At 62.3% G+C, this 17,201-nt stretch carries 11 protein-coding genes; 8 read left to right on the top strand and 3 right to left on the bottom strand.

The genetic code is table 11. The annotated features are described in order from the left end of the window. The first annotated feature begins 17 nt into the window (after window positions 1-17). Window positions 18-407 (top strand): hypothetical protein, encoded by a 390-nt coding sequence (locus ACH6CX_RS02250; RefSeq protein WP_232942789.1) that lies wholly within the window; start codon window positions 18-20, stop codon window positions 405-407. Window positions 408-434: 27 nt separating this feature from the next. On the opposite strand, the gene rlmKL is transcribed toward ACH6CX_RS02250, so the two are convergent. Beyond that, window positions 435-2,612 carry a bifunctional 23S rRNA (guanine(2069)-N(7))-methyltransferase RlmK/23S rRNA (guanine(2445)-N(2))-methyltransferase RlmL gene (rlmKL, locus tag ACH6CX_RS02255; RefSeq protein WP_396674871.1) on the bottom strand — a complete coding sequence of 726 codons (2,178 nt, stop codon included), beginning with the start codon at window positions 2,610-2,612 and terminating at the stop codon, window positions 435-437. Window positions 2,613-3,256: 644 nt separating this feature from the next. Here rlmKL and rmf point away from each other — a divergent pair. Further along, window positions 3,257-3,508 carry a ribosome modulation factor gene (gene rmf, locus ACH6CX_RS02260; protein ID WP_232942790.1) on the top strand — a complete coding sequence of 84 codons (252 nt, stop codon included), beginning with the start codon at window positions 3,257-3,259 and terminating at the stop codon, window positions 3,506-3,508. A 100-nt stretch (window positions 3,509-3,608) separates the two neighbouring features. Here the strand turns inward: rmf and ACH6CX_RS02265 are convergent, their stop codons facing one another. Both ACH6CX_RS02265 and ACH6CX_RS02270 read right to left on the bottom strand, forming a co-directional pair. Next, entirely contained in the window at window positions 3,609-4,688 is a 1,080-nt protein-coding gene (locus ACH6CX_RS02265; RefSeq protein ID WP_232942791.1) for a quinone-dependent dihydroorotate dehydrogenase, read from the bottom strand. A 36-nt stretch (window positions 4,689-4,724) separates the two neighbouring features. Further along, window positions 4,725-9,623 (bottom strand): NAD-glutamate dehydrogenase, encoded by a 4,899-nt coding sequence (locus tag ACH6CX_RS02270; RefSeq protein ID WP_233006756.1) that lies wholly within the window; start codon window positions 9,621-9,623, stop codon window positions 4,725-4,727. 310 nt (window positions 9,624-9,933) lie between these two features. On the opposite strand from ACH6CX_RS02270, the gene ACH6CX_RS02275 reads away from it, so the two are divergent. The 6 genes from ACH6CX_RS02275 to ACH6CX_RS02300 all read left to right on the top strand — a co-directional run bounded on the left by ACH6CX_RS02275 (window position 9,934) and on the right by ACH6CX_RS02300 (window position 17,196). After that, on the top strand, window positions 9,934-10,908 hold the full coding sequence (locus tag ACH6CX_RS02275; protein WP_232942792.1) for a MoxR family ATPase: 975 nt from the start codon (window positions 9,934-9,936) through the stop codon (window positions 10,906-10,908). Next, window positions 10,908-11,897 carry a DUF58 domain-containing protein gene (locus ACH6CX_RS02280; RefSeq protein WP_396674561.1) on the top strand — a complete coding sequence of 330 codons (990 nt, stop codon included), beginning with the start codon at window positions 10,908-10,910 and terminating at the stop codon, window positions 11,895-11,897. The genes ACH6CX_RS02275 and ACH6CX_RS02280 overlap by 1 nt, the downstream gene beginning before the upstream one ends. Further along, the gene (locus tag ACH6CX_RS02285) at window positions 11,894-12,460 is read left to right on the top strand and encodes a DUF4381 domain-containing protein (RefSeq protein WP_396674563.1); all 567 of its coding nucleotides are present in this window, start codon (window positions 11,894-11,896) and stop codon (window positions 12,458-12,460) included. Before ACH6CX_RS02280 ends, ACH6CX_RS02285 begins: the two co-directional genes overlap by 4 nt. Continuing rightward, the gene (locus ACH6CX_RS02290) at window positions 12,453-13,499 is read left to right on the top strand and encodes a VWA domain-containing protein (RefSeq protein WP_232942795.1); all 1,047 of its coding nucleotides are present in this window, start codon (window positions 12,453-12,455) and stop codon (window positions 13,497-13,499) included. Before ACH6CX_RS02285 ends, ACH6CX_RS02290 begins: the two co-directional genes overlap by 8 nt. Next, window positions 13,496-15,466 carry a VWA domain-containing protein gene (locus ACH6CX_RS02295; protein ID WP_396674566.1) on the top strand — a complete coding sequence of 657 codons (1,971 nt, stop codon included), beginning with the start codon at window positions 13,496-13,498 and terminating at the stop codon, window positions 15,464-15,466. Before ACH6CX_RS02290 ends, ACH6CX_RS02295 begins: the two co-directional genes overlap by 4 nt. A 68-nt stretch (window positions 15,467-15,534) precedes the next feature. Then, a complete protein-coding gene (locus ACH6CX_RS02300; RefSeq protein WP_396674568.1) occupies window positions 15,535-17,196 on the top strand; it encodes a BatD family protein in 1,662 nt (553 codons plus the stop codon). The last annotated feature ends 5 nt before the right edge of the window (window positions 17,197-17,201 follow it).

Below are 17,201 nucleotides of genomic sequence, written 5' to 3' on the forward strand. Positions count from 1 at the left end.
TGGACAGGAAACAGGCCGTGAGAAAGATCCCGCAATTTACGACTTACCTTCTGGTTGCCGGCCTTATGGCCGGCTGCAACGGCGTCGACTTCCGGACGAATGTGGGCCCCTATGCCAAGAGCCGTATCGCCAGCGCCGGAGTGCGGGAATACTCGCCCGTGGAGATCGGCCGCTACGATGCGGTTTCACTCGGCTTTGTGGATTCTTCTGCATGCCAGGACCGCATCGACGCACCGGAACCGGAGCGCTCGGACCTCGTTCGCAAGATGAAGCAACGGGTGCACGACATGGGCGGCAACGGCATTGTGGTAGAAAGCTGCGGCAAGGCTGCGCTGGGCACTTGCCGGGTGTACCTGGAATGTCGAGGCATGGCCTATTCAGTGCCCGAACGCCAGAGCCGCCCTTAAACGGCCGGCGCTCCCCCCGTAAAGCGATCAACCCCGGCGTATTTCCCAGACATTATGGATCTTCGGGTTGCGCTGGAAATCCCGGTCCAGCAGTTGGCTGGACAGTTCCCTCACCGCAAACTCTCCCGAGACACCCTCCCCCATCTTGAAACTGCGCAGGTTGTTGGAGAACAGCAGCGTCCCGGACGGTGCCAGCAGGGCCATGCACTGGCGAATCAGGGATTCATGGTCACGCTGGATATCGAGCACGCCACGCATCCTGGCAGAATTCGAGAAACTCGGCGGATCCAGGAAAATCAGGTCGTACTCCCCGCGGCGATTTTGCTGTGCGGACTGCAACCATTGCAGGCAATCCGCCTCTACCAACTGGTGGCGGTACGGATCCAGGCCATTGCGACGGAAGTTACGTGCCGCCCAGGCCTGGTAGGTTTTGGACATATCGACGCTAGTACTCTGCGCGCACCCGCCCAGGGCCGCCTGCACTGTGGCGGTACCGGTATAGCAGAACAGGTTCAGCAGTTTCTTGCCTGAAGCCAGCGTTCTCAGGTGTTGCCGGACCGGGCGGTGATCCAGGAATATCCCGGTATCGAGGTAATCCCAGAGATTAACCTCGAACTCGGCACCGTACTCCTCAACCCAGAAAGACCTGCCGGAGTCATCGCGACGCTGGTACTGGCTGCCACGGCCCTTGTGGCTGTGACGGCGTCGCTCCTTGATACTGATATTGCGTTGCGGGATGTCGAGCACCGCTTCTACCGCGCGCACCAGTTCCCGCAGGCGGGCCCGGGCCTTTTCCTCGGGTATCTGTGCCGGGGCGCGGTACTCCTGCACGTGGGCGAAGTCTTCTCCCTCCAGTGAGCGATAGAGGTCAATTGCCGCGGCGTACTCGGGCAAGTCCGCGTCGTAAAGGCGGTAGCAGCTGAGACCGCCCTTGCGGGCCCATTTACCGGTTGTCCGGAGGTTCTTGCGTAGCCGGTTGGCCACCATCTCTGCCTCTGCCGACAGGCGCGGGCCGCCAGTACCAGCCTGCCCGCCAGCCTCCGCAGCGGCACGGATCTCGAACAGTAATAACTGGCTGGGGATACTGCCGTTGTAGAGTTTGTACTGCTTGTGGGAACGCAAGCCGGTAGCATGGCCAAGCTCTGGGTTCCCGGTAAAGATACCCACCAGCCAGCCCGGGAACTCTGCCTTGAGCTGGCGTCCCAGCTCGGCATAGGTCTCCCGCAGGGCCTCCTGCTCTCCCAGGCGCTCTCCGTAGGGAGGATTGGTTAACACCAGGCCCGGCTTGATCTCGCGATGGCTGGGCACCTTGAAGGCGGCGACCGGCCGGCAACTGACCCGGACCTGGCGCTCCAGGCCGGCCCGCGCAATATTGGCCTCAGCCGCGAACAGCACCTTGGCGTCGGCGTCATAGCCGCGGATCTCGGGAAGTTGCCGCTGCATGCCGTTCCGGCGGCGCTCCAGGGCCTCCTCCCGGAGGCGATTCCAGACATCACTCTGGTGGTTGAGCCAGCGCTCGAAACCAAAGCTCCCCCGCAACAGTCCCGGTGCAATATCCGCGGCCATCATGGCACCTTCAATCAAAATCGTGCCCGAGCCACACATGGGGTCGAGCAAAGCCCCGCCGTTTGCCGCAATATCCGGCCAGCCACTGCGCAGCAGCAGGGCCGCCGCCAGGTTTTCCTTGAGCGGCGCGGCGCCGATATGTGTGCGGTAGCCGCGCCTGTGGAGACTATCCCCACTCAGGTCGAGGGCAATATCGAGTGAATCCCGCTGCAGGCGCAGTGCAACTGTCAGGTCCGGTTGGTTCCGGTCTACCAACGGCCGCTCCCCGGTCTTCTGCCGAAGCCGGTCAACCACGGCATCCTTGGCCTTCTGCGCGCCGAACTGGCTGTTGCGAATTTCGCGGTTGGTACCGGAGAACTGCAGCCAGAGCTTGCCGCTGGGATTGATATGCTCCTCCCAGGGCAGTGCCGCCACTGCACGGTACAGGTCATCGGCAGTGCGCACTGTGGTCCGGTCGAGACGCAGCAACACCCGGTTCGCCAGTCGGCTCCAGAGGCAACACCGGTATGCCAGCTCCAGGTCACCGGCAAAATGCACCGCAGCCGGCTGCTCCCGCAACTCCACCGCGCCCAGGGCCTGCAGTTCACTCGCAAGCAGGCCTTCGAGACCACGGGGGCAGGTTGCAGTCAGGGGGATCATATCTTTTGGCAAAACTTCTCTTCCACGCTCTATTTGCTGTTCAGAAACGGCTATAGCGGTTTCTTCTATCAATCAGGTTTTTGAGACCCAAGCGATCATTCACACAAAGGCAACATTCTGCTCTACTGGAAATCCAGATAAAACAAACGCCGGAACACAATTACCGGCAATCGCCAGAGTCAGGGCGGGAACCTGTGCAGCTCCCGGCAAACTGTTCCAGAGACCGGCTCCTGCGACCCACTTATTGCGCCCAGCGGCTGTTCCACAGCACAAAGCCAGAATGTGAAATTCAACGCCTCAGGCTGACCGGTCACCAATAAACGGTCCCGTACATACTATTTCCGGGGGCCATGAATGCTTAAAAATATACTTGATGCTGTCTTACCCGACAGGCTTACAGGCAACACTTTCCAATGACAGTCGCCTGTTTGCGTCCCGCGCTTCCAACCCGGGGAGAATGCTTGGATTCCCCGGTGGCCACAGTAATCTAGAAACAGCAATACAGAACTAACCACCAGGCGGCAACCCGGCCATAACTTTCACTAAGCTTAGGGATAAAGGACCATAAAAAGTACGCAAAGACCATCTGCGGGCCAGAAGGTCCGTAACAACCAGCCCAAACTGACCGAGAGGTGCTGTATACGATGAAACGCCAAAAACGTAACCAGTCCAGCAGAGCCTTTTGCAAGGGATACCTTGCCGCCACCCAGAGAAGACCCATGGACAGCTGTCCCTACATGAGCGGATACCTTCACCAGGAATGGGTAAATGGATGGCGCGACGGCCGCCAGGATTACTGGAACGGATTTGGGGACTCCACGAAGGCCCAGAAACTAGAAACCTACCGCACCGTAAGTACCAATATCCACCATCCCAACGGGTGGAGCACCGTCTGAATAAAGGCAGGCGCCCGGTGGCTGGGATCAGCCTCCGGGCGCGTTCCGGCCCGATTTATACCATCCCCCGACGCCCACCAGGGAACCCGACTCCAGGGTCCTAGCGATTCTCACCTTCCGCCTGGGGCTGGGCGGCACGCTTTTCATCGATACCACCCTGGCGACGCAGCAGCGCAATCGCCTCGACCGCCTCGCGAATGACCGCCGGCCCGCGATAAATGAAGCCCGTGTAGATCTGTACCGCGGTGGCACCCGCGCGGACCTTCTCCACCGCACTCTCGCCATCAAAGATACCGCCGACACCAATAATCGGCAGGGCTCCCTGTAGCTCGCCGGACAGGATCCGGATTACATTGGTCGACCGTTCCGCCAGCGGCCGACCACTCAGGCCGCCCTCTTCCTGGCCATGGGGTAAATCACTGACGGCTGACTTGTCGACAGTCGTGTTTGTGGCTATCACCCCATCGATCTCGTACTTGCGCAGTGCGGCGGCCACTTCGGCAATCGCCTCCTCCTCCATGTCGGGGGCAATTTTCACTGCCAGGGGGACATAGCGATCGCCATCCTGTGCCAGCTGCGCCTGCTTGGTCTTCAGCGCATCCAGCAGGCTATTGAGGCTTTCCCCGAACTGCAGGTCCCGCAGCCCCTTGGTGTTGGGGGATGAGACATTGGCGGTGATGTAGTCCGCGTACGGATAGACTTTCTCCATGCAGTGGCAGTAGTCGTCCGCTGCCCGCTCAACCGGGGTATCGAAGTTCTTGCCTACATTGATGCCCAGCACCCCGCCGTAGCGACGGCGACGCACGCGCTCCACCAGGTAATCCACGCCCTCGTTATTGAACCCCATCCGGTTGATGATCGCCTCGGCCTCTTCCAGGCGGAAGATCCGTGGCGAGGGGTTGCCGGGCTGTGGCCGCGGTGTCACTGTGCCGACCTCGACGAAGCCAAAACCCAGGGCGCCCAGCCCATTGAATGCCTGCGCATTCTTGTCGAGGCCTGCAGCCAGGCCTACCGGATTGGGCAGGGTCAGCCCCATGACCTCCACCGGGTCGTCGGCCGGCGGGTCAGCAAACAGTGACAGTAGTCCCAGCCGCTCCGCGGCCCCGATACCATCCATGGAAATATGGTGCGCCCGCTCCGGATCGAGGGCGAACAGGGCCTTGCGTAGATACGAATACATGCTCTCTCGTTACCTGAATGTCTTACCGTGTATCACTTATCCAGCCGGGATCTCGTCCGGATCCGTAAGGCTTTCCTGGTCGGCGGTGGCATTGGCCAGGTACATCAACTCCCGCAGGGCCACCGTGAACATCGCGAAATCCGTGCTCGGTGCTGCCCGCAGCTCGGCCAGGATGCCATTCCAGCGCTGGATTGCGGGCGCCATGATAGCCTTCCAGCGGTCCATCGCGCCATCCACATCGAGATCGCTCTCCGCCGCCAGGCGCAGGATGTTCACCGCCAGGCTGCTCAGCTGGTTGTCCAAGTCATCCATGCTGGTCTCGCGCGCCTGTGCATGCCAGAAGCTCTCCACCGGGAGGTCGATGATCTGGCCGCCGAACCAGGGCAGGTCCAGTGCGTCGGCCAGCTGGAAGTAGATCCGCGCCACCTCTTCCACCGGGCGGTTGCTGACCCGCGCCGACTCGGAGATACCCAGGGCGGAGTACAGGTAGGTGGGGGAAGCCGCAAGCAGTGCGACACCCTCCGGGATACCGCCAGCCAGCAGTTCCTCGTACTTCTCCTCCCACAACTGCCTGGGACGGCCGCTCAGGACCTCCGGCAGGGCCTTGATCACCCGCTGTACCGAATCCCGGTACGGCATCTGCCCATCAGTAGCATCCAGGTCACTGCGGCGATTGCGGATAAACCAGCGCGCGGCACGGCGCACGCGGCCGATCATCGAGTTCAGCAATTCCAGCTGCAGGTCTGCCGACACCTGGTAATCCAGCGCCGCGATAGCCTCCTGGAAGTCGTCCATGAGGTAGACGTCACGGGCACTGATGTAAGCGGCGGCGATGCTATCGATATCCGCTCCGGTTGCACCACTGATGCGGTGGTAGAAAGTGATCCCCATATTGTTGACCATCTCATTGGCCACCTGGGTCGCCACTATCTGGCGGCGCAGGGGATGGTCGTAAACCATCTCCCGGTAGCGCGCCACCAGCTCCTCGGGGAACGCCGATTCCACGGCTTCCAGCACCCGCGGGTTCTCGATGATCGCCGCCTCCAGCAGCTCTTCCTTGAGCTTCACCTTGACGTAGGAGATCAGTACCGACAGCTCGGGACGCGTCAGGTACTGCCCCTTGTTCTGGCGCTCGTTGATCTGCTCGTTGTCCGGGATAAACTCCAGTGCGCGGCGCAGGCGGCCCTCACTCTCCAGGGCGTTGATGGTGCGGCGATACTCGTCGAGGCGCTCCGGCACCTGCCGCTCGGCAACACTGAGGGCCTGGGTCTGCTCGTAGTTGTTGTGCAGCACCAGCTCCGACACCGACTCGGTCATTTCCTCCAGCATCTGGTTGCGCTGCTTGCCGGTGAGATCGCCATTGGCCACCACCTTGTCGAGGAGAATCTTGATATTCACCTCGTGGTCCGAACAGTCCACGCCGCCGGCATTGTCGATGAAGTCGGTATTACAACGGCCACCTTTCAGGGCGAACTCAATCCGGCCACGCTGGGTCATGCCCAGGTTCCCGCCCTCGCCAAACACGCGTGCACGGAGTTCATGGCCGTCCACGCGCAGGTTGTCGTTGGCCTTGTCGCCCACCTGCGGGTGTGATTCCGTCGAGCCCTTGACGTAGGTGCCAATGCCACCGTTCCAGATCAGGTCCACCGGGGCCTTCAGCATCGCGTTGATCAGCTCGTTCGGGTTGAGCTTGTCCGCCTCGATCGCAAAGGCCTCTTTCATTTCCGGTGTAATCGCGATCGACTTTGCACTCCGGTCAAAAATACCGCCGCCCTTTGAGATCAGCGAAGTATCGTAATCCGTCCAGCTGGACCGGGGCATATCAAACAGCCGCTTGCGTTCGGCAAAGCTGGTGGCGGCATCCGGGTTGGGGTCAACGAAAATATGCAGGTGGTTGAACGCGCCTTTCAGGCAGATGTGTTCGGACAGCAGCATGCCATTGCCAAAGACATCCCCCCCCATATCGCCAATGCCGATTACCGAGAAGTCCTCTTCCTGGACATTCACGCCCATCTCGCGGAAATGGCGCTGTACTGAGACCCAGGCGCCGCGGGCGGTGATCCCCATCTTCTTGTGGTCATAGCCCTGGCTGCCTCCGGATGCGAATGCATCACCCAGCCAGAAGTCGTATTCCGCGGCAATGCCGTTGGCGATATCGGAGAAGCTCGCGGTGCCCTTGTCCGCCGCCACAACCAGGTAGGGGTCGTCCGCATCCCGGCGTACCACCTGCTCGGGGGGCAGCACCTCGCCCTCCTTGAGGTTGTCGGTAATATCCAGCAGGCCGCGAATAAATGTCTTGTAGCAATTGATTCCCGCCTCGAGCATGGCTTCGCGACCACCATCCGACGGTGGGCGGCGCACCACAAAGCCGCCCTTGGCGCCACTGGGCACAATCACCGCATTCTTCACATTCTGGGCTTTCACCAGGCCCAGGACCTCGGTACGGAAATCCTCCAGCCGGTCGGACCAGCGCAGCCCGCCGCGGGCCACTTTGCCGCCCCGCAGGTGGACACCCTCGACCTGGGGCGAGTAGACGAAAATCTCGAACTCCGGCCGCGGCTCCGGCAGGCCCGGGATATTGCGCGGGCTGAACTTGATGGAGATGTAATCCTTGGGTTTGTCGTCCTCGGCCGGCTGGAAGAAGTTGGTGCGCAGGGTGGCAAGGATCAGGTCCAGGTAGCGACGCAGTACCTGGTCCTCGTTCAGGTTGTCCACCTTGTCGAGGCCATCGTGGATCTTCTTGACCAGGCGCTCTACCCGCGTCTGGTCCTGCTTGTTGCTGCTGCCCACCCGCGGATCGAACATGGCCCGGAACAGGGCTACCAGGTTACGGGTAATCTCCACATGATTGGCGAGTGTGGCCGCGATATAGGGCTGGCTGCCGCTGAACTTGGTCTGCTTCAGGTAACGGGCGTAGGCACGCAGCATGGTGACCTCGCGCCAGTTCAGGCGCGCCGCCAGCACCAGCCGGTTGAACCCGTCACTCTCGGCAACACCATTCCAGATGGCCGCGAAGGCATCCTGGAACAGATTGCGGGATGCCTGGGCATCGATGCGGGTCGGCAGGCCGAACTCCAGGTGGAACTCGTGCATCCATACATCGCTGACGCCTTTCGGCCGGATGGTATAGGGGAACTCGCCCATCACCCGCAGGCCCAGGTGCTCGAGCACCGGAATTACATCCGAAAGTGGCAGGTTGCCGCCCCAGTTGAACACTTTGAAACGCAGGCTGCCCGGGGCAGCGCCCACCGGCTGGTAAAAGCTCATCGCGACGCGGTTGTGGGGGTTCAGCTCCGCCATTGAGGAGATATCCTGCACCGCGATACGAGGCTCGAAGTCCTCGCGGTAGCCGGCCGGGAAGGCGCGACCGTAGACACCGTAGAGTCGGTTGCCCTCTTCCTCGCCGTGACTCTCAACCAGGGACTTATGGAAAACGTCTTCCCAGGAACGGGTTATATCCACGATCTGCGCCTCCAGTCGCGCCTCGTCAATCTCCAGGGTCTCGGCCGGGTCGACCCGGAATACGAAATGCACCCTTGCAAGAATGGATTCAGAAAAATAAGTGGTAAATTCGGATTCACGGGCATCGATCGCCTTGGCGATATGCGCGCAGATCTCCTCGCGGACATCACTGTTGAATTGTTCCCGCGGTACATAAACGGTTGCGGTAACAAACTTGCCAAAAGGATCGCGACGCATGAACAGCCGGATGTGGGCTCGCTCGTTCATGCTCAGCACGCCCATCACCGTATCGAACAATCCCTGTGTACTGCTCTGGAACAACTCATCCCGCGGAAAGGTATCCAGTATGCGGCGCAGCGCCTTGCCGTCGTGGCTGTGCGGGGAAAGACCGCTGGATTCCATGATCGAGGCGATCTTGCGGCGAATAATCGGGATCTTGACCGGGCTCTCGGTATAAACCGGCGAAGTATAGAGCCCCATGATCGCGGACTCGCCAATCACTTCACCTTCGGCATCGTAGCGCTTGATGGTCACATAATCGGAATAGGCGGCGCGATGAACCCGTGATTTCACCGAGGACTTGGCGAACGTCAGGTAGTTGGGCCCCTGGTAAAAACGCTGCTTGCCTTCGTTAAAGGCAGCTTCCGGGGTGGGTTCTGCTGACTCTTCTAGCTTCTTGAAAATCCCCAGCCGGCGGTTCTCGACCTCACACAGGACCTTGCGATCCCCCTGCTGGGTAAATTCGTACTCGCGGTAACCGAGGAAGGTGAAGTTGCCATCGCGCATCCACTGCAGGAACGCACAGGCCTCCTGCAGGTTGGCGTCGTCCTCGGCCACGCCGTTATGCAGCTGGTCCTCCATGGCGCTGCAGGTATCCAGCATCGGCACATAGTCATCAACAACCAGCTCGACATCACCCAGCACGTCTTCCAGGGCCGATGACAGGTCGGCGTGGCGGCCGGCGGAGGTGTCCAGGTTGATTTCCACGTAGACCAGCGCCTCGGAAGTGGCGCCGACGGGCACGTCGTCATCGGGCTTGAGGCGGGGCAGCAGTTTCTTCAGCTTGCCCTTGGCGGTGCGCTCCAGATGCAGCACCGTACTCTTGATAGAGTGGATAACCGTATCGCGGCGGTTGATTTCGATACGGACGGAGTCCACCAGGAACGGCATATCCCGCTGCAGGACGCCCACCACCGTGTGGGAGCATTCCCAGCCGTCATCCTCGAGGCGGGGATTGAAAACCCGCACCTTCGGCTTGCCCGGGGTCCGCTGCTGGATAAAGTCCCACCAGGTGTAAATACAACCGTAGACATCGGCCATACGCCGGCCGGCAAGGTCCTCGAGCGGGTACTGGTGCAGGAACTGCTCGGCAAATGCCACCACCGGTTCCGCCTTGTCACCCAGCTTCTCGCGGATTAATACGCTGACCTGTTCAACCAGCTCCTCGCGGCTATCGGTGATCACCGTGGCCATATTCACACAAAACCTCCAAAGTTCACTCAGTGGCGCCGGCAGGAATGGTTGGCCGACTTATCCTTATAGTCTTCGCAGCTTGTGGCCGCGCATCATCATCGCCTTGGCCGCCCGCCAGCTGGTATGCGCCTGGCTGGGCGGCGAACTTTTGAGCAGACCGGCAGCCTAATGCAACCGGCGGTTGCCTCTCCGCTGTGTGCCGCTAGAATCAACGGAATCACGTCTCCGGTCGCGGGCGACTATATATAAAAGATGATAGATAGCCGCCCGCGGGAAAGGGAGCAGGACCATCCTCGACAGAAGAGACATTATGGAATCGACGACGCAAGATATCAGGGATCGCGTTAGGGCCCTGGGCGAATGGCTGGAACAGCAGATCATCGGCCAGGAAACACTGGTCAACCGCATACTCATCGCCCTGCTGGCGGATGGCCACCTGCTGGTGGAAGGTGCGCCGGGCCTGGCGAAAACCAAGGCAATCAAGACGCTCGGCGATGCTATTGAGGGAGATTTTCATCGCGTCCAATTTACGCCGGACCTGCTGCCGGCGGATATTACCGGCACCGATATCTACCGACCGGAAACCGGAGAGTTCCATTTTCAACCAGGGCCAGTGTTCCACAACCTGGTGCTGGCGGATGAGATCAACCGCGCGCCGGCGAAAGTCCAGTCCGCCCTGCTCGAGGCCATGGCCGAGCGCCAGATCAGTGTCGGCCGCAAAACGTATCCGCTGCCCCAGCTGTTCCTGGTGATGGCCACACAAAACCCTATCGAACAAGAGGGTACCTATCCGCTGCCTGAGGCACAATTGGACAGGTTCCTAATGCAGGTGAATCTTGCCTATCCCGATGCTGGCGCGGAAGCAAAAATATTGCGACTGGCCAGATCCGAGGCCAGTATTGGCGAAAATCGCCCTACCGCCGTGGTCAGCCAGGAAGAGGTTTTCCGCGCCCGCAACCAGGTGCTCGAATTGCAGATGGTGGAGGCCGTCGAGACCTATATTGTCCAGCTCGTCATCGCCACCCGCGAGCCGGCGAAGTATGACAGCGAGCTCGCCAGCTGGCTAGATTTCGGTGCCAGCCCCCGGGCCACGATTGCCCTGGACCGCTGCTCCCGCGCGCGCGCCTGGCTCGCCGGCCGCGACTTCGTCACCCCGGACGATGTGATGGAAGTCGCGCCCGATATCCTGCGCCATCGCCTGTTACTGAGCTTTGAGGCCGAGGCTGCCGGCATAACCGCGGACCAGGTGATCCAGCGGCTGCTGCAACTGGTGCCGGCAATCTGATGCCAAAAGCGGTTTCCCATATCGAACTCAGCCCCCGGGGCGCCTATCCCGAAGTGACGCCACTGGTGAAGCTACGTTACATCGCGCGCCAGCTGCAGATGTTCCAGCCCCGCCTGGCCCGCAGCGACCAGGCCGGCGGGCTGCTGACCCGTTATCGCGGCCGCGGGATGAATTTCGAGGAAGTACGCAACTACCAGGCCGGCGACGATGTGCGCTCGATCGACTGGCGCGTAACCGCCCGCACCGGCGAGACCCACACCAAGCTTTACCAGGAAGAGCGCGAGCGCCCGGTGGTCATCCTGGTGGACCTGCGATCGCCGATGTTCTTCGGCAGCCGCCGCGCGTTCAAGTCGGTGGTGGCGAGTGGTATCGCCGCGGCCCTGGGCTGGGCCGGCCTGCACCACAGCGATCGCATCGGCGCCATACTGTTTACCGACGATGGTATCGATACCGTGCGCCCGCGCCGCAGCCACCACGCGGTGCTGGCAATGATCCACGCGATGGTCGAACTCGCCGGGGAATTGCGCAACCCGGTACCCGCCCCCGGCAGCCAACCGCTCACGGTCCTGCTGGAAGAGGCACGGCGTATCAGCCGCCCGGGTACCGCACTGTTCCTGATATCCGATTGCCACGACCTCGATGACAGCTGCGCCCAAGCCCTGTACCTGCTGACCCGCCACGCCGACCTGCAGGTGCTCCGCATCACGGACCCCCTTGAGCTCAACCTGCCCCGGGAGTCGCTCACCATCTCGGACGGTCGCCAGCGCACCTTCCTCAATGGCAATAACCGGCCACTGCGGGAGCACTTCGCCGAGCGCCAGGCGGGAGCGCGGGAGGCCGTGGAGCAACTGTGCCGGCGGCACCGGTTGCCGCTGCTCGACTTCGACACCAGCGAACCGCTGGTGCCTGCCCTGCTCAGTTACTTCGGCACCCGCCAGCCGGATACCTCCGCGCGCGGCTCCACAGCCGATAAGGTGGTGGTCCCATGAGGATCCCCATCGCCCAGCAGACACCGGCCCAGCCGCCCCTTTCGCCAGAGCAACAGGAACTGCTGGCACAGCTGCGGGATATTCACGAGCCGGCACCACTGGCCTGGTGGCCGCCTGCGCCGGGCTGGTGGTTGCTGGCCGCCCTGGTGGTGGCAGCGGTGATCCTGGCCGCACTGTGGATACAGCATGCACGGGACCGGGTGCGCCGTGGACGCTACCGGCAGGAGGCGGTTCGCCTGCTGCAGGAAGTCGATATTGAAAGCCCCCGGGCAACCGAAGAGCTCAATGAGATCCTCAAGCGGGTGGCCGTCGCCAGCTACGGCCGCCGCCGCGCCGGCACCCTGACCGGCAGGCAATGGCTCTCTTTCCTGGAACAGAGTGGCGGCAGGCCCTGCCCGCCCATGGCACAGCAAGCGCTACTGGAACAGCTTTACCGACGCGACGCATTCGACGCGGATGCCAACAGCGCCCTGCAGCAGTTCGCCATCGACTGGGCCAGGTCGCACAAAACCCGTATTGATGATGCCCGGAGCACAAACATAACGGAGGCCCAAAGTGTTTGAGTTCGCTCTGCCCTGGGCCTTCCTGCTACTGCCCCTGCCGCTGCTGACCCGGCAGCTGCTGCCCCGCTCCCGGCCGCTGGACAGCGCCCTCAAGGTGCCCTTCTATGCCGAGCTCTCCCAGCGCGGCAGCGGCACCCCGGGGAAAATGGCCAACCTGCTGTTGCTGTGGCTCCTGTGGCTGCTGCTGGTCGCGGCAGCCGCCCGCCCGCAGTGGTATGGCGAGCCGATTACGCAGACCAGCAGTGCCCGCGACCTGCTGCTGGCGGTGGACATTTCCGGCAGTATGGAAACCCCGGACATGCTGCTCAATGGGCGACCGGCAATGCGTATCGATGCCGTCAAGCGGGTTGTGGGTGACTTTGTCGAACGGCGCCAGGGCGACCGCCTGGGCCTGGTGCTGTTCGGCACCCGCGCCTACCTGCAAGCGCCACTCACCTATGACCGGGAAACCGTGGGTACCCTGCTGCAGGAGGCGCAGATCGGCTTTGCCGGCCAGGGCACCGCAATCGGCGACGCCATCGGCCTGGCGGTTAAACGCCTCACCCAGCGCCCCGCCGAGCAGCGGGTCCTGATCCTGCTGACTGACGGCGCCAACACCGCCGGCGAAGTCGCCCCCCTCAAGGCCGCTGAACTCGCCCAGCAGGCCGGCGTTACGGTATACACCGTGGGCGTGGGCGCAGAGGAAATGGTACGTCCCGGGCTGCTGGGCAGCCGTTTCGGGTCGCGGCGCATCAACCCGTCCCGGGACCTGGACAGCGAAACCCTGCAGGCTATTGCCGACCGTACCGGCGGGCAATATTTCCGCGCCCGGGACCCGGCGGAACTGGCGCGCATTTACGAAGAGCTGGATCGCCTGGAGCCTGTGGAGCAGGAGGCCGCCTCCTACCGTCCGCTGCGCTCACTGTTTATCTGGCCCCTGGCAGCAGCCCTGTTGCTGGCACTGCTCTGGGCACTGGTGCCCCTGGGCCGCTCGGGCATCACATTCCTCGCCGGACGAGTTGGGGCAAGACAGCGCCAGCGCGGGGAGGAAATGACATGAACCTGCTGGCCGACCTGCAACAGTTTCATTTCCTGCGGCCGTACCTGTTACTGCTACTGCTGCCGGCCGCACTCGCGTGCTGGGGCCTGGCGCGAACGGTGTTCAACAGCGGCCAGCTGCAGAAGCTGGTAGATGCCGACCTGCTCCCCCACCTGTTACTGCGGGGCGGGTCACGCCGCCCGCTGCTTTTTTCGCTGATCTTCCTGCTACTGGCGGGCATGATCATCGCACTCGCCGGGCCCACCTGGCGCAAGCTGCCGACCCCCGTATTCAGCAACCAGGATGCCCTGGTGATACTGCTGGACCTGTCCCCGTCGATGATGGCCACCGACCTGACACCGGACCGCCTTACCCGGGCACGGCTGAAAGTGCTGGACATCCTCAAGCAGCGGGAGGACGGGCTGACGGCCCTGGTCGCCTATGGCGGCGAGGCCCACGTTGTCACGCCATTGACGGAAGACACCGCCACCATCGCCAACCTGGTACCGGCGCTGTCACCGAAAATCATCCCCGTACCGGGAAGCAATATTGAAATGGCTGTGGAAGCGGCGATCCGCCTGCTACAGGATGGCGCCAACGGTCGCGGCCGTATCCTCGCCGTGACAGATGGTATTGACGACGCGGCGCTGGGCCCCCTGGCACAGATGATCGACAGTTCGGCCATCGATTTTTCCGTACTCGCCGTGGGCAGTGGCGAGGGCAGCCCGATCCCGCGGGGTAACGGCGGTGGGTTTATCACCGACGCTAACGGCGCCATCGTGATTGCCGGCTACGATGAGGGCCAGCTGCGCAAGCTCACCCGCAAGGGCGGCGGCCGCTTCGCAGAAATTGCCGTAGACGACCGGGACATCACGCACCTGATGGCCCGGGGAGAAACGCCCGAGCAAGCCGCCCTCACCGAACGCGAATTCGACCAGTGGCGTGAGGAGGGACCCTGGCTGGTGCTGCTACTGCTCCCCCTTGCCGCCCTGCTTTTCCGGCGCGGGGCCCTGGCCTGCACCCTGCCACTGGCACTGACATTGCCAATGACCCTGGCGCTACCCGAGCCGGCCACTGCGGATGGATCGCGCCAGGCCCAGGCTGACAGCCAGGCCGATATACCCCAACCAGGCGGGACCCGGCCCGATTCCGCCCGGGCCGGAGCATCGCGATCAGGCGGGCTGTGGCAGGACCTGTGGCTGCGCGAGGACCAGCAGGCCCGTCGCCTGCTGGAACAGGGCAACCCGGGACAGGCAGCCGAGATGTTCGAGGACCCCCAGTGGCGCGGCACAGCGAAGTACCGCGCCGGGGACTTCCCCGCTGCCGCCAAGCAGTTTTCCCGCGGCGGCAGCGATCCCGAAAGCCTGTACAACCTGGGCAACAGCCTTACCCGCCAGGGACGCTTCGACGAGGCCATCGCCGCCTACGACGAGGCTCTCGAGCGGCAACCGGCATTCCCGGACGCCGAACACAACCGCGAGATCGCCCGCAAGCTCCGCGAACAGCAGAAAAAGCAGCAGGAGCAGCAACAGCAATCCCAGCAGGGCCAGCAACAACAGCAGCAGTCCGGGGACCAGCAGCAACAGCAGCAGGGCCAGCAGCAACAGGACCAGCAGGGACAACAGGACGGCGAGCAGCAGTCCGGCTCCCAATCCGGCCAGTCTCCCCGGGAACAGGAGCAACAGGCCGGCAAAGACTCGCAATCCGGTAGCGACGAAGAACAGCAGCAAAGCCAGCAACAACAATCCCAGGGCGGCCAGGGCGAAGAAACCGACCAGGAAAGCGATTCGCAGCAGAAACAGCCAACCGCCGAAAACGCGCTCGACCCGGAAACGCAGCAGGCCCTGGACCAGTGGCTCCGACAGATTCCCGACGATCCCGCCGGACTGATGCGGGAGAAATTCAAGTATGAGAGCCTGCAACGCCGGCGCGAGTACCGCACTGGCGACTGGAAGCCGCCGGAGAACGGAGCCACAGAAAGATGGTAGCCTCACCTTCCCAATTCGCCGTAGGAGCGGCCCATGGCCGCGAAAAACCAGGAGAACCCTTTAACTGCATGTTCAGAGTCACCCTGCTGCTCATCGCAACCATGCTACTGCTCCTGGCCAACACCGCCGTCGCGGACAGCGAGCTCACCGCCACCGTCGACCGCAATACCATCGGTGTGGACGAGACTTTGAACCTGCGCCTGCGCTATTCGGGCAAGGAGAGTGGTGGCCAGCCGGACTTCGAGCTGCTGGAGCAGGATTTCGATATTCTCTCGCGGCAGCAGTCCAACCAGTACCGTGTAATCAACGGACGCGCCGAGAGTTATGTGGAATGGATGCTCACCCTCGCCCCCAAGCGCGAGGGCCGGCTGTTCGTCCCCTCCCTTCACCTCCACGGCCAGGTATCAGATGCCATCCCCATTACCGTCACCGAGGCCGGCTCGGCCCCGGACAGTGAGGACCGCAAGGCATTCCTGGAAGTGGAACTGGACAAGGAGCAGCTCTACGTCCAGGAACAGCTGCTGGTGAAAGTGCGCCTGTATACTGTCATTGGCCTGCACGACATCTCCACTGAGCCGCTACAGATTCCCGGCGCCCATATCGAGAAAGTGGATGAGCAGCGCTATGAGCGACGCATCAATGGTGTCGGGCACGCCGTCTACGAACTGACCTACGCCATCTTCCCGGAGAGCTCGGGCAAATTGCGTATCCCCGCCCTCACCTACGTCGCGGTCGCCGGCCGGCGCGACCCCTTCTCCCTGTTCAATCGCAATACCCAGCGGCTGCGCCTGCGCTCCGAGGCAAAGGAGATCGAGGTACTGCCAAAGCCGGACAGCTATAGCGGCGAGCACTGGCTCCCGGCCGCCAGCCTGGGCATTGTCCAGAGCTGGAGCCAGGATCCCGACAGTTTCAAGGTGGGCGAGCCCATCACCCGGATCATCACCATCCGCGCAGAAGGGCTGCGCGCCGCACAGCTGCCGCCGCTGCCCAAGATCAATGTGGATGGGCTCAAGACCTATCCCGACCAGCCCCAACAGGATGACCAGGCCGGCGCCAACGGCATCAGCGGCAGCCGCATCGAGACCACCGCCATCGTCGCCACCAAGCCCGGCGAGTACCGCCTTCCCCCGGTGACCCTCAGCTGGTGGGACACCAAGTCCGGGCGCCAGCGCGTGACCCAGCTGCCCGCGTTCCGGTTTACCGTCAGCGGTACACCCGCGGCTATGGGCAGTAACGGCAGCCCAACCGCCCTGCCCGGCCCGGCGCGCACCAGCCAGCTGCCCGCCGAGAACTTCTGGCGCACCCTGGCTATTGCCGCCGTGGCCTCGCATCTGTTGTGGATTTTCTACTTCTGGTGGTTCCGGCGGCATTTGGTGGCCCCCGCACCTGTTAAGCCCAAAAAGATAACACCGGATGCCCGAAGGCAAGCCGAGCAACTACTGGCGGCTGCCGAAAATGGAGATCCGGCACAACTACAGGATGGGCTAAAAAACTGGCTCCAGGCCCGCTGGCCCGATCTTAGAGGCAAGAGCTTTCAGGAGGCACGGGGAATTCTCGACTTCGACGAATTAGACAAGCTACACGCGCTACTGGATAACGCTCTCTACGTGCAACCGCCACGGCCATTGAATCGTCAGCAGGTAGGTATATTAGTGCGAAGACTACTTAAGCGAGAAAGAAAAAGAATGAATAACAAGCGTGCTGGCGCCCTACCTGAATTATTCACATAAATCAT

This window comes from Microbulbifer sp. JSM ZJ756, from assembly GCF_044383805.1.
Lineage (GTDB): Bacteria > Pseudomonadota > Gammaproteobacteria > Pseudomonadales > Cellvibrionaceae > Microbulbifer > Microbulbifer zhoushanensis.

Bases quoted from the DNA above. Each gene is read 5' to 3' on its own strand.
- rlmKL (WP_396674871.1), bottom strand. From the start codon at position 2,612: ATGATCCCCCTGACTGCAACCTGCCCCCGTGGTCTCGAAGGCCTGCTT.
- ACH6CX_RS02280 (WP_396674561.1), top strand. From the start codon at position 10,908: ATGCCAAAAGCGGTTTCCCATATCGAACTCAGCCCCCGGGGCGCCTAT.
- rmf (WP_232942790.1), top strand. From the start codon at position 3,257: ATGAAACGCCAAAAACGTAACCAGTCCAGCAGAGCCTTTTGCAAGGGA.
- ACH6CX_RS02285 (WP_396674563.1), top strand. From the start codon at position 11,894: ATGAGGATCCCCATCGCCCAGCAGACACCGGCCCAGCCGCCCCTTTCG.
- ACH6CX_RS02270 (WP_233006756.1), bottom strand. From the start codon at position 9,623: ATGGCCACGGTGATCACCGATAGCCGCGAGGAGCTGGTTGAACAGGTC.
- ACH6CX_RS02265 (WP_232942791.1), bottom strand. From the start codon at position 4,688: ATGTATTCGTATCTACGCAAGGCCCTGTTCGCCCTCGATCCGGAGCGG.
- ACH6CX_RS02300 (WP_396674568.1), top strand. From the start codon at position 15,535: ATGTTCAGAGTCACCCTGCTGCTCATCGCAACCATGCTACTGCTCCTG.
- ACH6CX_RS02295 (WP_396674566.1), top strand. From the start codon at position 13,496: ATGAACCTGCTGGCCGACCTGCAACAGTTTCATTTCCTGCGGCCGTAC.
- ACH6CX_RS02275 (WP_232942792.1), top strand. From the start codon at position 9,934: ATGGAATCGACGACGCAAGATATCAGGGATCGCGTTAGGGCCCTGGGC.